General features: G+C 70.4%; 14 protein-coding genes. 10 read left to right on the top strand and 4 right to left on the bottom strand.

The window, feature by feature from the left end; genetic code table 11:
- Window positions 1-25: 25 nt before the first annotated feature.
- Complete coding sequence (locus ABZT17_RS10585; protein ID WP_356346388.1) at window positions 26-1,486, bottom strand: APC family permease; 1,461 nt, start codon at window positions 1,484-1,486, stop codon at window positions 26-28.
- A gap of 189 nt (window positions 1,487-1,675) precedes the next feature.
- Here ABZT17_RS10585 and ABZT17_RS10580 point away from each other — a divergent pair, with 189 nt between their 5' ends.
- Window positions 1,676-2,290, top strand: coding sequence for a TetR/AcrR family transcriptional regulator C-terminal domain-containing protein (locus ABZT17_RS10580; protein WP_356346385.1), 615 nt, complete (start codon window positions 1,676-1,678; stop codon window positions 2,288-2,290).
- Here ABZT17_RS10580 and ABZT17_RS10575 read toward each other — a convergent pair.
- Window positions 2,278-5,274 (bottom strand): bifunctional [glutamine synthetase] adenylyltransferase/[glutamine synthetase]-adenylyl-L-tyrosine phosphorylase, encoded by a 2,997-nt coding sequence (locus ABZT17_RS10575; protein ID WP_356346383.1) that lies wholly within the window; start codon window positions 5,272-5,274, stop codon window positions 2,278-2,280. The genes ABZT17_RS10580 and ABZT17_RS10575 overlap by 13 nt on opposite strands.
- Window positions 5,275-5,494: 220 nt before the next feature.
- On the opposite strand from ABZT17_RS10575, the gene ABZT17_RS10570 reads away from it, so the two are divergent.
- From ABZT17_RS10570 to ABZT17_RS10560, 3 genes are all read left to right on the top strand, one after another.
- Entirely contained in the window at window positions 5,495-5,935 is a 441-nt protein-coding gene (locus ABZT17_RS10570; RefSeq protein ID WP_356346380.1) for a VOC family protein, read from the top strand.
- Between the two features lie 111 nt (window positions 5,936-6,046).
- Complete coding sequence (locus tag ABZT17_RS10565) at window positions 6,047-6,949, top strand: alkaline phosphatase family protein (protein WP_356346378.1); 903 nt, start codon at window positions 6,047-6,049, stop codon at window positions 6,947-6,949.
- Between the two features lie 117 nt (window positions 6,950-7,066).
- On the top strand, window positions 7,067-8,086 hold the full coding sequence (locus tag ABZT17_RS10560; RefSeq protein ID WP_356346376.1) for a TolB-like translocation protein: 1,020 nt from the start codon (window positions 7,067-7,069) through the stop codon (window positions 8,084-8,086).
- A gap of 60 nt (window positions 8,087-8,146) precedes the next feature.
- Here ABZT17_RS10560 and ABZT17_RS10555 read toward each other — a convergent pair whose 3' ends face one another.
- Together ABZT17_RS10555 and ABZT17_RS10550 are read right to left on the bottom strand one after the other, a co-directional pair.
- Window positions 8,147-9,709, bottom strand: coding sequence for a S53 family peptidase (locus ABZT17_RS10555; protein WP_356346373.1), 1,563 nt, complete (start codon window positions 9,707-9,709; stop codon window positions 8,147-8,149).
- Window positions 9,710-10,082: 373 nt separating this feature from the next.
- Window positions 10,083-11,444 carry a glutamine synthetase family protein gene (locus tag ABZT17_RS10550; RefSeq protein WP_356346371.1) on the bottom strand — a complete coding sequence of 454 codons (1,362 nt, stop codon included), beginning with the start codon at window positions 11,442-11,444 and terminating at the stop codon, window positions 10,083-10,085.
- 303 nt (window positions 11,445-11,747) lie between these two features.
- Between ABZT17_RS10550 and ABZT17_RS10545 the strand changes: the two genes are divergently transcribed.
- The 6 genes from ABZT17_RS10545 to ABZT17_RS10520 all read left to right on the top strand — a co-directional run bounded on the left by ABZT17_RS10545 (window position 11,748) and on the right by ABZT17_RS10520 (window position 19,576).
- Window positions 11,748-12,419, top strand: coding sequence for a DUF3105 domain-containing protein (locus tag ABZT17_RS10545; RefSeq protein WP_356346369.1), 672 nt, complete (start codon window positions 11,748-11,750; stop codon window positions 12,417-12,419).
- 1 nt (window position 12,420) lies between these two features.
- The gene (locus tag ABZT17_RS10540; protein ID WP_356346366.1) at window positions 12,421-13,050 is read left to right on the top strand and encodes a DUF305 domain-containing protein; all 630 of its coding nucleotides are present in this window, start codon (window positions 12,421-12,423) and stop codon (window positions 13,048-13,050) included.
- 225 nt (window positions 13,051-13,275) lie between these two features.
- Window positions 13,276-15,213, top strand: coding sequence for a S53 family peptidase (locus tag ABZT17_RS10535; RefSeq protein ID WP_356346364.1), 1,938 nt, complete (start codon window positions 13,276-13,278; stop codon window positions 15,211-15,213).
- Between the two features lie 78 nt (window positions 15,214-15,291).
- On the top strand, window positions 15,292-15,672 hold the full coding sequence (locus ABZT17_RS10530; protein WP_356346362.1) for a hypothetical protein: 381 nt from the start codon (window positions 15,292-15,294) through the stop codon (window positions 15,670-15,672).
- A gap of 141 nt (window positions 15,673-15,813) precedes the next feature.
- Window positions 15,814-17,460: a multicopper oxidase family protein gene (locus ABZT17_RS10525; RefSeq protein WP_356346358.1), complete on the top strand. Its 1,647-nt coding sequence runs from the start codon at window positions 15,814-15,816 to the stop codon at window positions 17,458-17,460.
- A 79-nt stretch (window positions 17,461-17,539) separates the two neighbouring features.
- Window positions 17,540-19,576, top strand: coding sequence for an NAD(+) synthase (locus tag ABZT17_RS10520; protein ID WP_356346356.1), 2,037 nt, complete (start codon window positions 17,540-17,542; stop codon window positions 19,574-19,576).
- Window positions 19,577-19,587: the final 11 nt, after the last annotated feature.

The following is a 19,587-nucleotide window of genomic DNA, read 5'->3' as shown; positions in this document are numbered from 1 at the left end:
CCACGAACTCCCTTGCTCGGTGGGGCTATTCGGCGGGCTCGGCGGCGAACTGGGCGTACACCTCGGGCCGTTCGCGGCGCAGCCACCACGCCAGGACCAGGCCGATGAGGAAGACCGCGGGCGCGATGACGATCAGGACGGTGTTGATGACCGTGGAGGCGCCGGTGAACAGGTCGATGTGGGTGATGACCAGCCCTATCGCCGCCGCGAGCAGGATCGCGGCCGCGATCGGCGCGACGACCGTGCGCAGGACGCCCTCCTGGTGGCTCACCCTGCGGAAGTAGCAGGGCACGGCGATCGCGGCAAGGAGCTGGAGGATGAACAGGGCGATCATTCCAGGGGTGTTGACCCACAGAAGCAGCTGTTGGTAAGGGTCGGCGCCGGCTGCCCAGAAGGCGATGACGATGACCGCGCCGAGGACGGTCTGGGCGATCCCGGCGACGTACGGGGAGCGGTGGCGCGGGTGGATGCGGCCCAGCGACCTGGGCAGGACGCCTTCCTCGGAGAGCGCGAGGGCGTACCGGTTGATCGCGTTGTGGAAGGCGAGGAGGGAGGCGAGGACGCTGGTGACGATGAAGATGTGCATCAGGTCGGCCGCCCAGCCGCCGACGTAGGTGGTGATGGCGGAGAAGAACAGGCCGCCGGGGTTCTTGGCCGCGGCCGCGATGACTCCGCTGTCGCCGAAGGCCTGGATGACGATCCAGACCATGAAGGCGTAGAAGAGGCCGAGGAAGCCGATCGCCACATAGGTCGCGCGGGGCACGGTGCGTTCGGGGGCGCGGGCCTCACGGCGGTAGATGACCGTCGACTCGAATCCGGTGAACGCGGCGAAGGCGAAGGCCAGGACGACCGCCGTACCGGAGACGAAGACGTGTCCCGGCGCGAAGGAGGTGACGGACAGCCCGTGCGCGCCCCCCTTGACCAGCACCCCGCCCGCGAGCAGCACGAGGATGCCGGTCTCGGCGACCAGGAGCACACCCAGCACCTTGGCGCCGAAGTCGATCGAGCGGAAACCGCCGTAGCCGATGAGGAGGAGGCCGGCGAGGGAGATCGGCAGCCAGGGGACGTCGGCGGAGAAAAGGGCGTGCAGGGTGTCCTTGGCGGCGAAGGCCAGAAGGCCGTAGACGCCGATCTCCATGCCGTAGTAGCCGATCAGGGCGAGCAGGGCGGCGCCGATGCCGACGGGGCGGCCGAGGCCGCGGGTGATGTAGGCGTAGAAGGCGCCGCCGCTCTTCACATGACGGCTCATGGTGGTGAAGCCGACGGCGAAGACCGCGAGGGTGATGCCGGCGATGAGGTAGCCGGCGGGGGCGCCGATGCCGCCGAGCAGGATCGCGAGCGGGGCGACGCCGGCCATGACGGTGAGCGGGGCGGCGGCGGACACCACGAAGAACGCGATGTCGGCGGTACCGAGGGAGCCTGAGCGGAGTGTCGCGGCGCCGGGTGGCGTGCTCTCCGCGGAGGCATCGGGGGTGGTGACGGACATGGGCGAAGCCCTTCGAGCGCGGCGGACGGGGAGGGTTCCGGGCGTGCGGGATGGCCGGCGTTCCCGGGGCGCACGGTGGTGACGTGGTGACCCGGGCCCATAAACCTAAAGGCTTTCGGTTTTGGCAATGTAGCCTCCTCCTGGACATCCGGGAAGACCTGTCTCGCAACCAAAGGGGAGAAGACACGCATGGGACGGCCGCGCACACCGCTCCTCGACCGTGAGCGCATCACGGCGACGGCACTGCAACTCGTCGATGAGCAGGGCGATTTCAGCGTGCCGCAGATCGCGAAGCGGCTGGGCGCGCAGACCGGCTCCGTGTATCACCATGTGGACGGCAGGGAGGGCATCGTGGAGCTCCTGCGGGAGCGGGTCGCGTCCACGATCGACCCCGGGACGCTGGACCTGACCCCGTGGGACACGGCCCTGGAGGCCTGGGCCCGCTCCTACCGGGCGGCGTTCGCGGCCCACCCGAAGGCGATCCCGATGCTGATGACCTCACCCGTACGAGCGCCGGGCGTCCTGGAGCAGTACGAGCGCGCGGTCACCCTCCTGCTGGACGCGGGCTTCGCCCCGGCCGAGGTGATGCCCCTGCTGATCGCCCTGGAGAACCTGATCCTGGGCTCGGCCCTGGACCTGGCGGCACCGGAGACGATGTGGGAGCTGACGGAGGAGGTGGCCACCCCCCGGCTGGCTCAGGCCCTGTCAGCGGTGGGCGAGGGCCGGGCGGACCGGGCGTTCGAGGTGGGGCTGGCCGGCTACCTCCGTCACGCGCGGGCACTGCACCAGGCCTACGCCCCGTAGAACAGCGTCTCCACGACCCCCCGAGCCCTCCGCGCCGTCCGCCGGTAGGCGTCGAGCATGTCTCCCACATGCCCGTCGGCGTACCCCAGGTAGCGGCCCACCGCGGCCACCTCCCGGCCGTCCGACGGGAAGGTGTCGCCCGCCCTTCCCCGCACCAGCATCACCGCGTTGCGCACCCGGGTGGCCAGCACCCATGCCTCGTCCAGGATCTCCGCGTCCTCGCCGGAGATCAGCCCGGCCGCGTGCGCCGCGGACAGCGCCGCCCGGGTCCGGGTGGTCCGCAGGCCCGGCTCGGCCCATCCGTGCCGCAGCTGCAGCAGCTGCACGGTCCACTCCACGTCGGACAGGCCGCCCGGCCCCAGCTTGGTGTGCAGCTTGGGGTCGGCGCCGCGCGGCAGCCGCTCGGACTCCATCCGGGCCTTCAGCCGCCGGATCTCGCGTACGGCGTCGTCGGCGAGCCCCTGTGCCGGGTAGCGCAGCGGGTCGATCAGCTCGATGAAGGCGCGGCCCAGCTCCTCGTCCCCCGCGACCGGTTCGGCCCGCAGCAGCGCCTGTGACTCCCAGACGAGCGACCAGCGGCGGTAGTACGCCTCGTAGGACTTGAGCGTCCGCACCAGCGGCCCCGACTTGCCCTCGGGCCGCAGATCGGCGTCGATCAGCAGCGGCGGGTCCGCGCTCGGGAGCTGGAGCAGTCGCCGCATCTCGGAGACGACCTTGTTCGCCGCCTCGGAGGCCTCCTGCTCGCTCACGCCGTCCCTGGGTTCGTGCACGAGGACGACGTCCGCGTCGGAGCCGTAGCCCAGCTCGTGCCCGCCGAAGCGGCCCATGCCGATGACCGCGAACCGGGTCGGCAGTTCGTCGCCCCAGCCGTCGCGCACCACCGCCCGCAGGGTGCCGGCCAGCGTCGCCGCCGTCAGGTCGGAGATCGCGCCCCCGACCCGGTCGACGAGCGCGCCCTGGTCGGCCTCGGCGGGCTGGGTCTCGGTGCCGTAGGAGCCGACGATGTCCGCGGCGGCCGTACGGAACAGCTCCCGGCGCCGCACCCCGCGCGCGGCGGTCACGGCCTGCGTCGCGCCCTGGGCGCGTCCCACCGCCGCGAGGATCTCCTGCTCCAGGTGCTCGCGCTCGCGCGGCTCCAGACCCCCGCCGTCCCCGTCGCCGAGCAGGGCCACCGCTTCCGGCGCCCGCATCAGCAGGTCGGGGGCGAGCCGTCCGGCGGACAGCACCCGCGCGAGGTTCTCGGCGGCGGCGCCCTCGTCCCTCAGCAGCCGCAGATACCAAGGGGTCTTGCCCAAGGCGTCCGACACCTTGCGGAAGTTCAGCAGCCCCGCGTCCGGGTCGGCGGAGTCGGCGAACCAGCCGAGCAGCACGGGCAGCAGAGTGCGCTGGATCGCGGCCTTGCGGGTGACCCCGGAGGCGAGGGCCTCCAGGTGGCGGAGGGCGGCGGCCGGATCGCCGTAGCCCAGCGCGACCAGCCGCTCCCGCGCCGCCTTCGGGCTCAACCGGGCCTCGCCGGGCGCCAGTTGGGCCACGGCATCGAGCAGCGGCCGGTAGAAGAGCTTCTCGTGCAGCCGGCGTACGACGCTGCCGTGCCGCTTCCACTCGCGGTTCAGCTCGGCGACGGGATCGACGCGCAGCCCGAGGGACCGGCCGATGCGCCGCTGGTCGGCCTCGTCCTCGGGGACGAGATGGGTGCGCCGCAGCCGGTAGAGCTGGATGCGGTGCTCCATGGACCGCAGGAAGCGGTACGCGTCGTCGAGCTGCACGGCGTCCTCACGGCCGACGTAGCCGCCGGCCGCGAGTGCCTGGAGCGCGTCGAGGGTGGTGCCGCTCCTGAGTGAGGTGTCCGCCCGCCCGTGCACCAACTGCAGGAGCTGTACGGCGAATTCGACGTCCCTGAGGCCGCCCGGGCCGAGCTTCAGCTCGCGGTCGATCTCGGCGGCGGGGATGTTCTCGACGACCCGGCGGCGCATCTTCTGCACGTCGACGACGAAGTTCTCCCGCTCGGCGGCCTTCCAGACGAGGGGTTCGAGCGCGGTGACGTACTCCTCGCCGAGCTCGATGTCGCCGGCCACCGGGCGGGCCTTGAGCAGCGCCTGGAACTCCCAGGTCTTGGCCCAGCGCTGGTAGTAGGCGAGATGGCTGGAGAGGGTGCGGACCAGCGGGCCGTTGCGGCCCTCGGGGCGGAGGTTGGCGTCCACCGGCCAGATGGAGCCCTCGACGGTGGTCTCCGAGCAGACCCGCATCATGTGCGAGGCGAGCTTGGTGGCGGAGCGCAGGGCCTTGCCCTCGTCGGCGCCGTCCGTCGCCTCGCCGACGAAGATGACGTCCACGTCGGAGACGTAGTTGAGCTCATGGCCCCCGCACTTGCCCATCGCGATCACCGCGAGGCGGCACGCGGCCGCGTCCTCGGGCGCGGCGGCGCGGGCGATGGCGAGGGCGGCGCGCAGGGTCGCGGTGGCGAGGTCGGCCAGCTCGGCGGCGGTCTCGGCGACATCGGTGGTGCCGCAGACGTCACGGGCGGCGATGGACAGCAGACAGCGGCGGTAGGCGACGCGCAGCGACACCGGGTCGGCCGCCTCGGCGAGACCCCGCTCGAACTCCTCCACCCCGGGGTGCAGGTCCCGGGGCTCGTACATGACGAGCGCCTCCCAGTCCCGCGGGTGCCGGGCGAGGTGGTCGGCGAGCGCCACGGAGGCGCCGAGCACGCCCAGCAGCCGGTCCCGCAGCGGCTTGGCCGCTATCAGCGTGTCGAGCAGCTCACGGCGGGCCGTGGGGCCCGGCTGTGCTTCGAGCAGTCGTACGAGACCCAGCAGTGCCTGGTCGGGGTCGGCGGTGGCGCCCAGGGCCTCCAGCAGCACCGGGTCGCTGCGCACGGGCATCAGCTCGGTGCTGTCCAGGAGCCGCTCGGCGGCGGAGGGATCGGTGAAGCCGTGCCGCAGCAGCCGTGAGAAGGTGCTGCTCCTGCGCCCCGGCACCGTCATCCCCGGCCCTCCCGTCGGTCCACCGTCGTACGGCCGTCGGATCAAGGTCGTACTCGCCCGAGCCTAACCGCAGCCACGGACAGAAGCGCCTGGGCAGGCATCGACGAGTTCTCGGTGGCGCACCGGACCGTTTTCGGCTTCGGTAGGGGGAGCTGTTGGGCCAGACGCGGGGGCGGTTCGTACGACGTCCGCCCGGCGCACGACGAAGGAGTCGTTTTTCATGGACCTGAGCCTCGAAGTGATCCTGCTGCCGGTCTCCGACGTGGACCGGGCGAAGGAGTTCTACCGGGACAGGGTCGGCTTCCATGTCGACCTCGACGGTGAGGTGATGCCGGGGGTGCGGATCGTGCAGCTGACGCCGCCCGGATCGGGCTGTTCGATCGCCCTGGTCGACGGCCTCCAGGTGCCCACGGGCACCCCGCGGCCGGGCACCTACCACGGCATGCAGCTGTGCGTCACGGACGCGAAGGCCGCCTACGACGAGCTGACCGCGCGGGGTCTGGAGGTGAGCGAGCCGCAGCAGTTCGCGCCGCAGGACGGTGCGACGTTCATGTACTTCAAGGACCCGGACGGCAACGGCTGGGCGATCCAGGAGTACCGGCGCCGGGCGACCGAGCCGCTGCACCAGGTGCTGGCCCAACAGGCCGCCGACCGACAGTAGTTCATCCGATCTTCACCGTCCGGGTTGGACAGGGCGGGGCGGGGGCATCTTGGCGTGTGCATGCTCTGTCCGCACCGCACCCCCGCCCCATCCCCCCATCCGGAGGTTGATGTGTCCGGCAGTTCTGCTCGTGCTGGCCGTTCGACGAGACGGCGCGGTCGCGCCGCCGTCGCGTCCACGCTCGCGTTCACGGCCGCGGCCGTCGGTCTGTGGACCGGCCTCGGCGGCTCCTCGTCCGCCGCGTCCGGTGTGCCGACCCCGGACCACGTGGTCGTCGTGGTCATGGAGAACCACGCCTACAGCCAGGTGATCGGCTCCTCCAGCGCCCCGTACATCAACTCGTTGAAGACCGGCGGCGCCAACCTGACCCAGTCGTACGCGATCACCCACCCGAGCCAGCCCAACTACTACGCCCTGTTCTCGGGCTCCACCCAGGGCGTCACCGACGACAGCTGTGTCACCCCCGGCTTCTCCTCGGCGGCCAACCTCGGCTCCGAGCTGATCGCCGCCGGGAAGACCTGGGCCAGCTACAACGAGTCGCTGCCCAGCCAGGGCTCGACCACGTGCAGCAGCGGCAACTACGCCCAGAAGCACGACCCGTGGTTCGGCTTCGGCAACGTCCCGACCTCGTCGGCGAAGACCTTCACGCAGTTCCCCACCGACTACTCGACGCTCCCCGACGTCTCCTTCGTCACCCCGAACCTGTGCAGCGACATGCACGACTGCTCGGTGTCGACCGGTGACACCTGGATCAAGAACAACCTCGGGGCGTACGCCACCTGGGCCAAGACCCACAACAGCCTCCTCGTCATCACCTTCGACGAGGACAACCGTCTCTCCGGCAACCGCATCCCGACGGTCCTCTACGGGCAGCCGGTGACCGCCGGATCGTCCAGTGCCACCACGTACAACCACTACAACCTCCTGCGCACCCTGGAGGACTCCCAGGGCCTGACCTCCCACGCGGGCAACGCGGCCTCCGCGTCCGACATCACGGGGATCTGGGCCTCCTGACCCGTACGTCGCGGACAGCCGCGCGAGCAGTCCCGTCGCACCGGCGTCCGCGGCGTTCCTCCGGCACCCGACCGGGCTCCCCACCGCCCGCCCCACCGCCGCCCAGGAGGCGACCGTATGACCGTCCGCAACCGCCTTCTCGTCCTCCTCGCGGCCGTGCTCGCCCTCGCGGCGGTCGCGGTGGCGTCGGTCCTGCACGCGTCGGCCCGCGCCGAACGCCGTGACCAGACCCAGCCGGGCGGTCCGAAGGTGACGCCGGGGGTGGTCGACCTGACGGCGGGCGGCCGGATGATCTTCCGCAACATGGCGTGGGGCCCGCACCGCGACGAACTCACCACGGTCCCGGCGTCCGACCCGTCGGGCCCGAGGACCGCCTCGGGCGTGAAATGCCTGCGCTTCTACGCCGCCTCGGGCACGGGGGTCTGCCTGCAGGCCGTGCACGGCGCCGTCTCGGACACCTACCGGGCAGTGATCCTCGACGCCCGCCTCGAGGTGAGGTACCGCTACGACGTCCCCGGCATCCCCTCCCGCGCCCGGGTCTCCCCCACCGGCCACTACGCGGCCTGGACGGCGTTCGTCGGCGGCGACTCCTACGCGGGCACCGACTTCTCGACGCGGGCGGCGATCGTGGACGTACGCACGGGAAAACTGACGTCCACCCTGGAGGCGTACCGCGTCGTCAAGGACGGCCGCGCCTACCACGCGGCGGACGTGAACTTCTGGGGGGTGACGTTCGCCGCGGACGACCGGACCTTCTACGCGACGATGGCGACCAAGGGAAAGACGTACCTGGTCAGAGGCGATCTGCGGGCGCGCACGGTCACCACGCTGCACACCAACGTGGAATGCCCGTCCCTCTCCCCCGACGGCACACGCATCGCCTTCAAGAAACGGGTGCCGGGCCTGTCGAAGGACGCGCCGTGGCGCCTGTACGTCCTCGACCTGCGAACGATGCGTGAGACGGCCCTGGCGGAGTCACGCAGCGTGGACGACCAGGCGGTGTGGAAGGACGACCACACCCTCGTCTACGCCCTGCCGGGAGACTACGGCGCCGATCTGTACTCGGTGCCGGCGGACGGTGGGGGGACGGCACGGCGCATCAGCACCGCGGCCGTCTCCCCTGCTTTTGTCCGCTGAGGTTGTGGTTGCCTTCGTCCGCTGAGGTCGGCTTCGTCCGCTGAGGCGGAGGCGCGTCACTCAGACCGTTTCCAGCGCCTTGAGCAGTTCGACGCCGACGGGCACCCCGAAGCCGGTCACCGCGTCGTAGCCGCTGCGGACCTTGTAGCCCCGGCCCGGGAAGGGGAACGAGGCGTTGTCGTGGCCGGTGTCGATGTCCCGGCAGATGTGCCGGCCGAGCGGCGTGCCGTCGGTACCGGTCCGGTACAGCAGCGGTGTGAGGAACCGCTGCTGCTTGCTCGCGGGGAGCAGGGCGTTGACGCGTGCGACGAGGGCGGCCCACAGGGGCGCGGAGGCGCTGGTGCCGCCGTTGGGCTGGGAACCGCCCGCGAACGTCAGGTCGTAGAAGGGCGGCCCCGCCAGCGCGGCGACGTCCGGGACGACCCGTCCCTTGATGGCGCCCGGGTTGAGGGAGTCGACCTGGACGGTCTGCCAGGCGGGCCGCTTGAAGACGTCGCTGACCCCGCCGCCGGTCGCTCCACCGCCGCCCCGGCGGTCACCGGGCGAGACCCACCAGGACTTCTCCACTCCCGGGCTGACGATGACGGTGCCGCCGACGCTCAGCGTGTGGGGGCTGGACGAGGGGAAGTCCACATGGCAGTCGTGGTCGTCCATCTGGTCGCCGGAGCCGTCGTCGCCCGAGGAGATGCAGACGGTGATGCCCTTGGCCGCCGCGCCGGCGAGGCGCTTGTTGATCTCCGTCAGCCCCAGCAGCGACCAGTCGGGGTGGTCCTCGGCCAGTCCGTAACTGATCGACACCGAGACGGGCTTCTCGAGGATGACCCGGTCGAGCAGATCGATCCAGCCCTTCTGGTCCCACTCGGCGAAGTACACGGAGATGTCGGCCTCGGGGCACAGCCCGATCAGGATCTCCACGTCCATCATGACCTCACCCGCCACCTCGAACGCCAGGCGCCGTGCCTGGAGGGGAAGCTGCTTGAGCTCCTGGAGGCTGCGCGGCGGGATGTATCCCACCGGCACGACCTCCACGGCCGGGGTGTTCAGCCCGTGGTTCTGGCAGAAGATGTCGATGTCGTCGTCGAAGAGGGCTCCGTTGAATTCGAGGGTGACGATCTTCTGGCCTTCACCGGCGCCTTCCGGGAACTGGTACTGCTCCTCCAGGTCCGCGGGCGTGAACGATCCGTGATCGCCGGAGCCGGGGAACACCTTGCGCCGGGCCACCCGCCGCTTGTCGAGTCCGAAGACTCCGGCGACGATGCCGTCGAGGTCGGCGGGGATCCCGAGTTCCCCTTCCCGTCCCCGGAACTCGCCCTGCCGCTCCCCGTGATAGAGCTTGAGTTCGGTCTGGAAAGCGGTGTTGAGGTCCTTCGCCTTCCCCTTCATCTCGATGCTGCCGACCTCGAGACGCTCGTCGGTCACCCGGAGCCCGTAGCGCCCGAGGGATTCCTTCACCTTCTCGGCGTCCGCCCGGCGCCGCTCCGGATGCTCGTTCTTTCCCGCGTCGCGCAGGGAAACGGTGACCGCGATCTCCTCTTCCGGATCGACGGCCTTCGCGAGCGGCGCGGACCCCGTGGGGTGGGGCCGCTTGCTTCCATCGAGGAGGACATGCTGCTGCTCGGGCATGAGGGACCCCTTTCCACGAGATCACACACTCAGGTGGGCATAGTCATCACAAGGGGACGCCGCTGAAGTGGTCGGCACGGGGACGCGGCCGTAGTGGTCGGCACGGGGATGCGGCTCAAGTGGTGGGAACGCGCGGCACATCGGACTCTTCCGGTGCCGTGCCACTCGCCATCGCTGCCCGGCCCAAACGCCTCACTTCCATGCAATCACCGGCCCGGTGATGCCGCCAGTCGAGGGGGCGGATCATGCCGGGCGGCGCCCAACCGCACTGCGGTACGAGGCGGTTGACCTGAGGCCCGGACGGCCCGGAACACACGGACGGGGCCGGCGGTCCACGACCGCCGGCCCCGTGTCGATCCGTGTCGACCCGCCCCTACAGCACCGGCAGGTTCTTCCGCAGCTCGAACGCGGTGACCTCGCTCCGGTACTCCTCCCACTCCTGGCGCTTGTTGCGCAAGAAGAAGTCGAAGACGTGCTCGCCTAGGGTCTCGGCGACCAGGTCGCTGCGTTCCATCAGGGTCAGGGCCTCGCCCAGGTTCTGGGGCAGGGGCTCGATGCCCATGGCGCGGCGCTCGGCGTCCGAGAGGGCCCAGACGTCGTCCTCGGCGCCCGGCGGGAGTTCGTAGCCCTCCTCGATGCCCTTGAGGCCGGCGGCGAGGAGGACGGCGTAGGCCAGGTACGGGTTGGCGCCGGAGTCCAGGGAGCGGACCTCGACCCGCGCGGAGCCCGTCTTGCCGGGCTTGTACATCGGGACGCGGACCAGGGCGCTGCGGTTGTTGTGGCCCCAGCAGATGTAGGAGGGAGCCTCACCGCCGGCGCCGGCCGTGCGCTCGGAGCCGCCCCAGATGCGCTTGTAGGAGTTGACCCACTGGTTGGTGACCGCGGAGATCTCCGCCGCGTGCCGCAGCAGGCCCGCGATGAAGGAGCGGCCGACCTTGGAGAGCTGGTACTCGGAGCCGGACTCGTAGAACGCGTTCCGGTCGCCCTCGAAGAGGGACAGGTGGGTGTGCATGCCGGAGCCGGGGTGCTCCGAGAAGGGCTTGGGCATGAAGGTCGCCTGGACCCCCTGCTCCAGCGCCACCTGCTTCATGACCAGGCGGAAGGTCATGATGTTGTCGGCCGTGGAGAGCGCGTCGGCGTAGCGGAGGTCGATCTCCTGCTGGCCGGGGGCGCCCTCGTGGTGGGAGAACTCGACCGAGATGCCCATCGACTCCAGCATGGTGATCGCCTGGCGGCGGAAGTCCATGCCGATGTTCTGCGGGGTGTGGTCGAAGTAACCCGAGTTGTCGGCGGGCGTCGGGCGGGTGCCGTCCAGCGGGCGGTCCTTCAGCAGGAAGAACTCGATCTCCGGGTGGGTGTAGAAGGTGAAGCCCAGGTCGGAGCCGCGGGTGAGGGCGCGCTTGAGGACGTAGCGCGGGTCGGCGAAGGACGGGGAGCCGTCCGGCATGAGGATGTCGCAGAACATACGCGCGGTGCCGGGGGCCTCGGCGCGCCAGGGCAGGACCTGGAAGGTCGACGGGTCCGGCTTGGCGATCATGTCGGACTCGTACACCCGGGCGAATCCCTCGATGGCCGAGCCGTCGAAGCCGATGCCCTCATCGAATGCCTGTTCCAGCTCGGCGGGGGCCACGGCGACGGACTTGAGGAAGCCCAGCACGTCCGTGAACCACAGCCGTACGAACCGGATGTCGCGCTCCTCCAGTGTCCGGAGCACGAACTCCTGCTGCTTGTCCATCTTCCGCTTCCCCATCCTTGCTGGTCAGGCCGCCTGTCTCCTTGTCCCAGAGGAGGCGGTCGGGCACCTGAGCATCACACCACAACAGCATTTCATGCGCGTTGCGGACCATGATCGGCCGTCCGACTCCGGTCTGAACGCCTCACCAACGGCAGGTGCACTGCTCACCGCCCATCTTGCCTGCTCGCACCGACATCCGTAATGGGCGGCCCGGCAGAAGGACCTACGGCCCTCCATTCCGTCCGGCGGTCCTACTAGGATCAGCGGGCCCAGCAGTCCCTTTTCCCCCAAGAAGGACACCCGATGGCCACCGGCAACAAGACCAGCAACGCGGCGCGCAAGGCGCGTATAGAAGAGATGCGGCGCGCCGAGCAGGCCCGTGAGCGGCGCAACCGCATCCTGGTGATCGCGGGCAGCGTGGTCGCCGTGGCGGCGCTGGTGGCCGGCGGGGTGTTCGTCGTGAAGTCGCAGGACGGCAAGAAGGACGACACGGCGAGCGACTCGAAGAGCTCGGGTGACTCCGGTCACTGGTCCGCGGCCAAGGACGGCGTACGGACCTGGACGGGCAAGCTGTCCCGCACCCATGTCGAGGGCACCGTGAAGTACCCGATGCACCCGCCGGTCGGCGGCAACCACAACCCGGTCTGGCTCAACTGCAACGGCAACGTGTACACCAAGGCCGTCAAGGACGAGAACGCGGTGCACGCGCTGGAGCACGGCGCCGTCTGGGTGACGTACACGGACAAGGCGTCGAAGTCCGACGTGGACACGCTCGCGGCGAAGGTGAAGCAGACGCCGTACTCGCTGATGAGCCCGTACGCCGACCAGAGCGCGCCGATCGAGCTGTCGGCCTGGGGGCACCAGCTGGGCGTGACGAGCGCGAAGGACCCCGAGGTCGCCAAGTTCTTCGAGACCTATGTGCAGGGCGACCAGACCCCCGAGCCCGGTGCCTCCTGCACCGGCGGGACGATGTGACATGAAGAAGCACATCGGCTGGGTCGCGGGGGCCGCGGCGGCGGTGCTCGTCGCGGCCGGCGCGGTCACCTACGCGGTCGCCGAGGACGACGGACCGGGCGCCGTGCGGACACCGACCGCCGACTCCGCGGACGCCGGGTTCGCCCGGGACATGGCGGTGCATCACCAGCAGGCCGTCGAGATGTCGTACATCGTGCGCGACCGCACGAAGAACGAGGAGGTACGGCGCCTCGCGTACGACATCGCGCAGACGCAGGCCAACCAGCGGGGCATGCTGCTGGGCTGGCTGGACCTGTGGGAGCTGCCGAAGGTGTCGGCGAAGCCGCCGATGTCCTGGATGGGCATGGGCGACATGCCCGAGCGCGGGAACGGCTCACTGATGCCCGGCATGGCGACGGACACCGAGATGAAGAGGCTCGGCACCCTCAACGGCAAGCAGGCCGAGGTCTTCTACCTCCAGCTCATGACGGACCATCACAAGGGCGGTATCCACATGGCCGAGGGCTGTGTCGCCAAGTGCACGGTCGGGGTGGAGAAGCGGCTCGCGCAGGGAATGGTCGACGCACAGCAGTCCGAAATTCAACTGATGGCCGGGATGTTGAAGGAGCGGGGCGCGAAAGCGCGTTCCTGACAGGGCTTGTTACAACGCCGTAAGAACGAAAGCCGCAAATCGCCCCGCCTGACGGTTACTTGGGTTTCTCTTGGTGTGCGGTTTCCCCTGGCATGAACGGTTCATCGCAAGAGTGGCCAGCATCGCTTGATCCAGTGCCCGCGCCTCCGCCGCGGAGCGGGTTGTCTACGCGGATCACGGCGACGACCGACCACACGTGCGAAGAACCGCATCGCAGGGGGTTCAATGAGATCCAACCGCGCCAGACTGCGTGCCACGAGCATGGCGGCAACTCTGCCCATGCTCGCCGGCGCGCTGGCGCTCGGCATACCCGCGGCGCACGCCGCGGACAACCCGGGCCGGGACGCCCTCGCGGGCACCAAGCCCGCGTGGGCCACGGCCAAGGCGGACAAGGGCGACGCCTCGAACGGCGCCCAGGTCCACCTCCGGGTCTACCTCGCGGGCAAGGACGCGGACGGCCTCGCCCGTTACGCGAAGGCCGTGTCCGACCCGAGCTCGCCGCTGTACGGCAAGTACCTGAGCGCCAAGAAGGCGCAGGCCGCGTTCGGCGCGACCAAGGCACAGGTGGCCGCGGTCAAGTCGTGGCTGACGTCCAACGGCCTGAAGGTCACCGGTGTCTCGCAGCACTACGTCTCCGTCACCGGTGACGTGGCCGCCGCCGAGAAGGCGTTCGGCACCCAGCTGCACAACTACACCAAGGGCTCGAAGACCTACCGGGCGCCGTCGAAGACGGCCTCGGCGCCGGACAGCCTCAAGGGCGCCGTCCTGACCGTCACCGGCCTGGACAACGCGCCGCACAAGGCGAACCACGACGACCAGCTGCCGCCGCCGGAGACCGTGTTCCGCAACTCCGGGCCGTTCTCGTCGTACTTCGGCTCGAACATCGCGAGCACGCTGCCGGACGCGTACGGATCGAAGATCCCGTACGCGATCCAGGGCTACACCGGCAAGCAGCTGCGCGCCGCCTACGGTGCCGGCCAGTACACCGGCAAGGGCGTCAAGGTCGCCATCACGGACGCGTACGCCTCGCCGTACATCGCCTTCGACGCGCAGACGTACGCCGGCAAGCACGGTGACGCCAAGTGGTCGACGAGCCAGCTGCACCAGGTGCTGCCCAAGAAGTACACGAACACCACGGACTGCTCCGCCGCCGGCTGGTACGGCGAGGAGACCCTGGACGTCGAGGCCGTGCACGCGGTCGCGCCGGCCGCGGACGTGACGTACGTGGGCGCGGCGTCCTGCATGGACGACGACCTGCTGGACGCGCTGAGCAAGGTGGTCGACAACCACCTCGCCGACATCGTGTCCAACTCGTGGGGCGACATCGAGGCCAACCAGACCCCGGACCTCGCCGCCGCGTACGACCAGGTGTTCCAGTTCGGCGCGGTCGAGGGCATCGGCTTCTACTTCTCCTCCGGTGACAACGGCGACGAGGTCGCCAACACCGGTACGAAGCAGGTCGACACCCCGGCCAACTCGGCGTGGGTGACGGCGGTGGGCGGTACCTCGCTGGCGGTCGGCAAGAACGACACGTACCAGTGGGAGACCGGCTGGGGCACCGAGAAGGCCAAGCTGTCCGCGGACGGCAAGAGCTGGACCGACTTCCCCGGCGCGTTCACCTCGGGTGCGGGCGGTGGCACCAGCAAGACGGTCGCCGAGCCCTACTACCAGAAGGGCGTCGTCCCGAACGCGCTCGCCACGGCGAACAACGCCACCGGCAACCGCGTCGTTCCGGACATCTCGGCGATCGCCGACCCGAACACCGGCTTCAAGGTCGGCCAGACGCAGACCCTGCCGGACGGGACGCTGGGCTACGACGAGTACCGCATCGGCGGCACCTCGCTCGCCGCTCCGGTGATCGCGGCCGTCCAGGCGCTGGCCCAGGAGGCCCGGGGCGGCAAGGCCATCGGCTTCGCCAACCCGGAGATCTACGCCCGCTACAACAAGGGCGTGTACCACGACGTCACGGACAAGCCCACGGGCAAGGACCTGGCGGTGGCACGCGTCGACTTCGCCAACGGCTACGACGCCACCGGCGGTCTGCTCACCTCGGTGCGCAGCCTCGGCAAGGACAGCTCGCTGTCCGCGGTGAAGGGCTACGACGACGTCACCGGCGTGGGTACGCCCGCGAACGGCTACGTGGAGTCCTACCGCAAGCACTGATCCTCGCGGTGACCGTGCGCCCGTTCCCTTCCCGGGAGCGGGCGCACGCGCATACCCGGTGGGGGTAGGGTGCGGGGTATGGACCGGTCGAGGAGTCAGACGTACGGACGGCTGCTGCTGTTCGCCGTACTGCTCCTCGGCGTCCTGACCATGCACACACTGGGGCATCCCTCGGAGGAGGGCGGCGGGGCTCCGTCGCCCGTCGCGGTGCATCTCCAGGTCGGGACGGCGCACGGGACGAGCGCCGGGTCCCCCGCGATGGACGGCATGGATCCGTCGTCCGTGTGCCTGGCGGTGCTGGGCACCTTCACGCTCGGTCTGCTGCTCGCAGCGGCGCTGACCGGGGGCGCCACGACGGTCGTACGACCCGTCCGCCCCGCGCTTCTCCTACGGGCCCTGTGGCCCAACCCTCCCCCACCGGGGCTTCTCCTCTCCCGTCTGTCGGTGCTGCGCATCTAGGCCTGCGCACCGGCTGCTTCGGCCTGCTCGCACGGATCACCCTTTCGGGGTGGGAACCTCCGTGCCCCGAGCGGTGTACCAGAAGCAGCAGATGCGTCCAGGCCATTCACCAGCACCACTCAGACGAGGTGTCAGCACGTCATGCGTACTCCCACGCGCCGCTCCGTACTCGGCGCATCCCTCGCCGTCGCCGGGACGGGCATCCTGGCCGCCTGCTCGGGCTCTTCGGGCTCGACCGCGAGCACCCCCGCCCCCAAGGGCTACGTCGACCCGGCCGGCACGCAGGTCGCCGCCGCCGAGAAGAAACGCGCCGCGGGCGCGAGCGGCACCGCCCGCGAGATCCGCCTCACCGCCGCCGAGACCCCACTGGACCTCGGCGAGCGCACGGTCAGGTCCTGGTCGTACGGCGGTGAGCTGCCCGGCAAGGAGATCCGTGTCACCGCGGGCGACCGCCTCGCCGTGACCCTGGCCAACCACCTTCCGGCCGCCACCTCCCTGCACTGGCACGGCCTCGCCCTGCGCAACGACATGGACGGCGTGCCCGGCCTCACCCAGCGCGCGGTCGCGCCGGGCGCCGAGTTCACCTACCGCTTCACGGTCCCGGACCCGGGCACCTACTGGTTCCACCCGCACACGGGCGTCCAGCAGGACCGCGGGCTGTACGCCCCGCTGATCGTCGAGGACCCCAGGGAGCCGCTCTCCTACGACAAGGAGTGGGTCGTCGTCCTGGACGACTGGGTCGACGGGGTGGCCGGCTCGACGCCGGACGCGGTGCTCGCCCAGCTCCGCGGGGGCATGGGCGGCGGCATGGGAATGGACGCGGGCGGAGGCATGGACATGGGCGGAGACATGGACATGGGCGACTCCGGGCACGGGATGTCGGGCATGTCCATGGGCGGTCAGGCCTCATCGTCGCCCTCACCCTCACCCTCCACCTCCGCCTCCCCCTCCGGCCCCTCCCGCATGCTGATGGGGGGCACCAGTGACCTGCTGGGCGGCGACGCCGGCGATGTGGCGTACCCGTACTACCTGGTCAACGGGCGTACGGCGAAGGCGCCTTCGGCCTTCCGGGCCCGCCCCGGGGACCGTATCCGCATCCGGTTCGTCAACGCGGGCGGTGACACCGCCTTCCGCGTGGCCCTCGGCGGCCACCGAATGACGGTGACACACACGGACGGCTTCCCGGTGCGGCACGCGACGACGGACGCGCTGCTGATCGGTATGGGCGAGCGGTACGACGTGCTGGTGACCGCGGGCGACGGCGTCTTCCCGCTCACCGCGCTCGCCGAGGGCAAGAAGGCGGCCACGATGGCCCTGCTGCGCACCGGCGGCGGTACCGCGCCCACCGCCTCGGCCCGCCCGAGGGAACTCGACGGCAGACTCCTGACCGCGGACCGGCTCACCGCCGATGCCACCGTGGCGCTCGCGCGGAGGGAACCGGACCGGACGGTCAGGCTCCGGCTGACCGGCGGGATGGCGCACTACGACTGGGCGTTCGACAAGAAGCCGTACACGCCCTCTCAGCGGCACCCCGTGCTCGCCGGAGAGCGGGTGAGGCTGGAGTTCGAGAACTCGACGACCATGTGGCACCCGCTCCATCTGCACGGGCACACCTTCGCGCTGGCCGATGCGGTGGGCGGCCCGCGCAAGGACACGGCGCTGGTGCTGCCGAACGGCACGCTCAAGGTCGACTTCGACGCCGACAATCCGGGGCTGTGGATGATCCACTGCCACAACGTCTACCACGCGGAGGCGGGAATGATGACGGTTCTGGGGTACCGCGACTGAGGAGCGTGAAGGTGCGGGGTCTGGCGACGTCCCGACCCCGCACCCCCCATCGTGTCGGTCTGACGATTACACTGGACGGGTGCCTGCCTTGAATTTCTGGTCGATCTATCAGCACGGCTTCGCACGCGTCGCCGCGTGTACGGGTCACACCGTCATCGTCGAGCCGCATGCCAACGCCGCGGCGGTCCTGCGCCATGCGCGGCGGTGCGCCGAGGAGGGGGTGGCGGTCGCCGTCTTCCCGGAGATGGTGCTGTGCGGTTACTCGATCGAGGACCTGCTGCTGCAGGACGCCCTGCTCGACCAGGTCGAGGAGGCGCTCGGGGAGGTGGTGGCCGGGTCGGCGGAGCTGCTGCCGGTGCTGGTCGTCGGGGCCCCGCTGCGCCATCGCGACCGGGTCTACAACTGTGCGGTGGTCGTGCACCGCGGCCGGGTCCTCGGTGTCGTGCCGAAGTCGTACCCCCCGAACTACCGGGAGTTCTACGAGCGTCGGCAGATCGCCGACGGCGCCGACGAGCGCGGCGGTTCGATCCGCGTGGGCGGCGAGACCGTCCCCTTCGGCGTGGATCTGCTGTTCTCCGCCGAGGACGTCCCCGGGCTGGTGCTGCACGCGGAGATCTGCGAGGACATGTGGGTGCCGGTGCCGCCCAGCGCGGAGGCCGCCCTCGCCGGTGCGACCCTCCTCGTCAACCTCTCCGGCAGCCCGATCACGGTCGGGCGGGCCGAGGACCGCAAGCTGCTGTGCCGCTCGGCGTCCTCCCGCTGTCTCGCCGCGTACGTCTACGCGGCGGCCGGCCTCGGCGAGTCGACGACCGACCTCTCCTGGGACGGCCAGGCCATGGTCTACGAGAACGGCGTGCTGCTGGCCGAGACCGAGCGCTTCCCCCTGGGCGACGAGTACGCGGTGGCCGACGTGGACCTGGATCTACTGCGGCAGGAGCGGCAGCGGATGGGCACGTTCGACGAGAACCGCCGTACCCACCGGGCGCGGACCGGTGACTTCCGGACGGTGGGGTTCGAGCTGGACCCGCCGCTCACCGATCTGGGGCTGCGCCGTCGCCTGGAGCGCTTCCCGTTCGTGCCGGCCGACGCCGAGCGGCTCGCACAGGACTGCTACGAGGCGTACAACATCCAGGTCGCGGGGCTTCAGCAGCGGCTGGCCTCCATCGGCGGGCCGAAGGTGGTCATCGGGGTCTCCGGTGGCCTGGACTCCACACACGCATTGATCGTCGCCGCGCGGGCGATGGACCGCGCGGGGCGCCCGCGCAGCGACATCCTGGCCTGGACGCTGCCCGGGTTCGCCACCAGCGACCACACCAAGGACAACGCCCATGCGCTGATGCGGGCGCTCGGGGTCACCGCGGCCGAGCTGGACATCACGCCGACGGCGCGGCTGATGCTGAAGGAGATGGGGCACCCCTTCGCGTCCGGCGAGCCGGTGTACGACGTCACCTTCGAGAACGTGCAGGCGGGTCTGCGCACCGACTATCTGTTCCGGCTCGCCAACCAGCGCGGTGGCATCGTGCTGGGCACGGGTGATCTGTCGGAGCTGGCGCTCGGCTGGTCGACGTATGGCGTGGGCGACCAGATGAGCCACTACAACGTCAACTCCGGTGTGCCGAAGACGCTGATCCAGCACCTCATCCGCTGGGTCATCAGCAGCGGGCAGTTCGACGAGGAGACGGGGAAGATCCTCGCGGCGATCCTCGACACCGAGATCAGTCCCGAGCTGGTGCCGGGCGAGGAGATGCAGTCCACGGAGTCGAAGATCGGGCCGTACGCGCTGCACGACTTCACGCTGTTCCACGTGCTGCGGTACGGCTTCCGGCCCTCGAAGATCGCGTTCCTGGCGTGGCACGCGTGGCACGACGTGGAAAGCGGTGCCTGGCCGCCGGGGTTCCCCGAGGCCAAGCGGGTGACGTACGACCTAGCGGAGATCCGGCGTTGGCTGGAGGTGTTCTGCCGGCGGTTCTTCGCCTTCGCCCAGTTCAAGCGCTCGGCGATGCCGAACGGCCCGAAGGTCTCGGCGGGGGGCTCGCTGTCACCGCGCGGCGACTGGCGCGCACCGTCGGACAGCTCCGCAACAGCGTGGCTACGGGACCTGGCCCGCTTCGACTAACCCACCCGCAC

It is taken from the genome of Streptomyces sp. NPDC005648, from assembly GCF_040605395.1.
Classification (GTDB): domain Bacteria; phylum Actinomycetota; class Actinomycetes; order Streptomycetales; family Streptomycetaceae; genus Streptomyces.
This window is presented reverse-complemented; position numbering and strand designations above follow the sequence as displayed.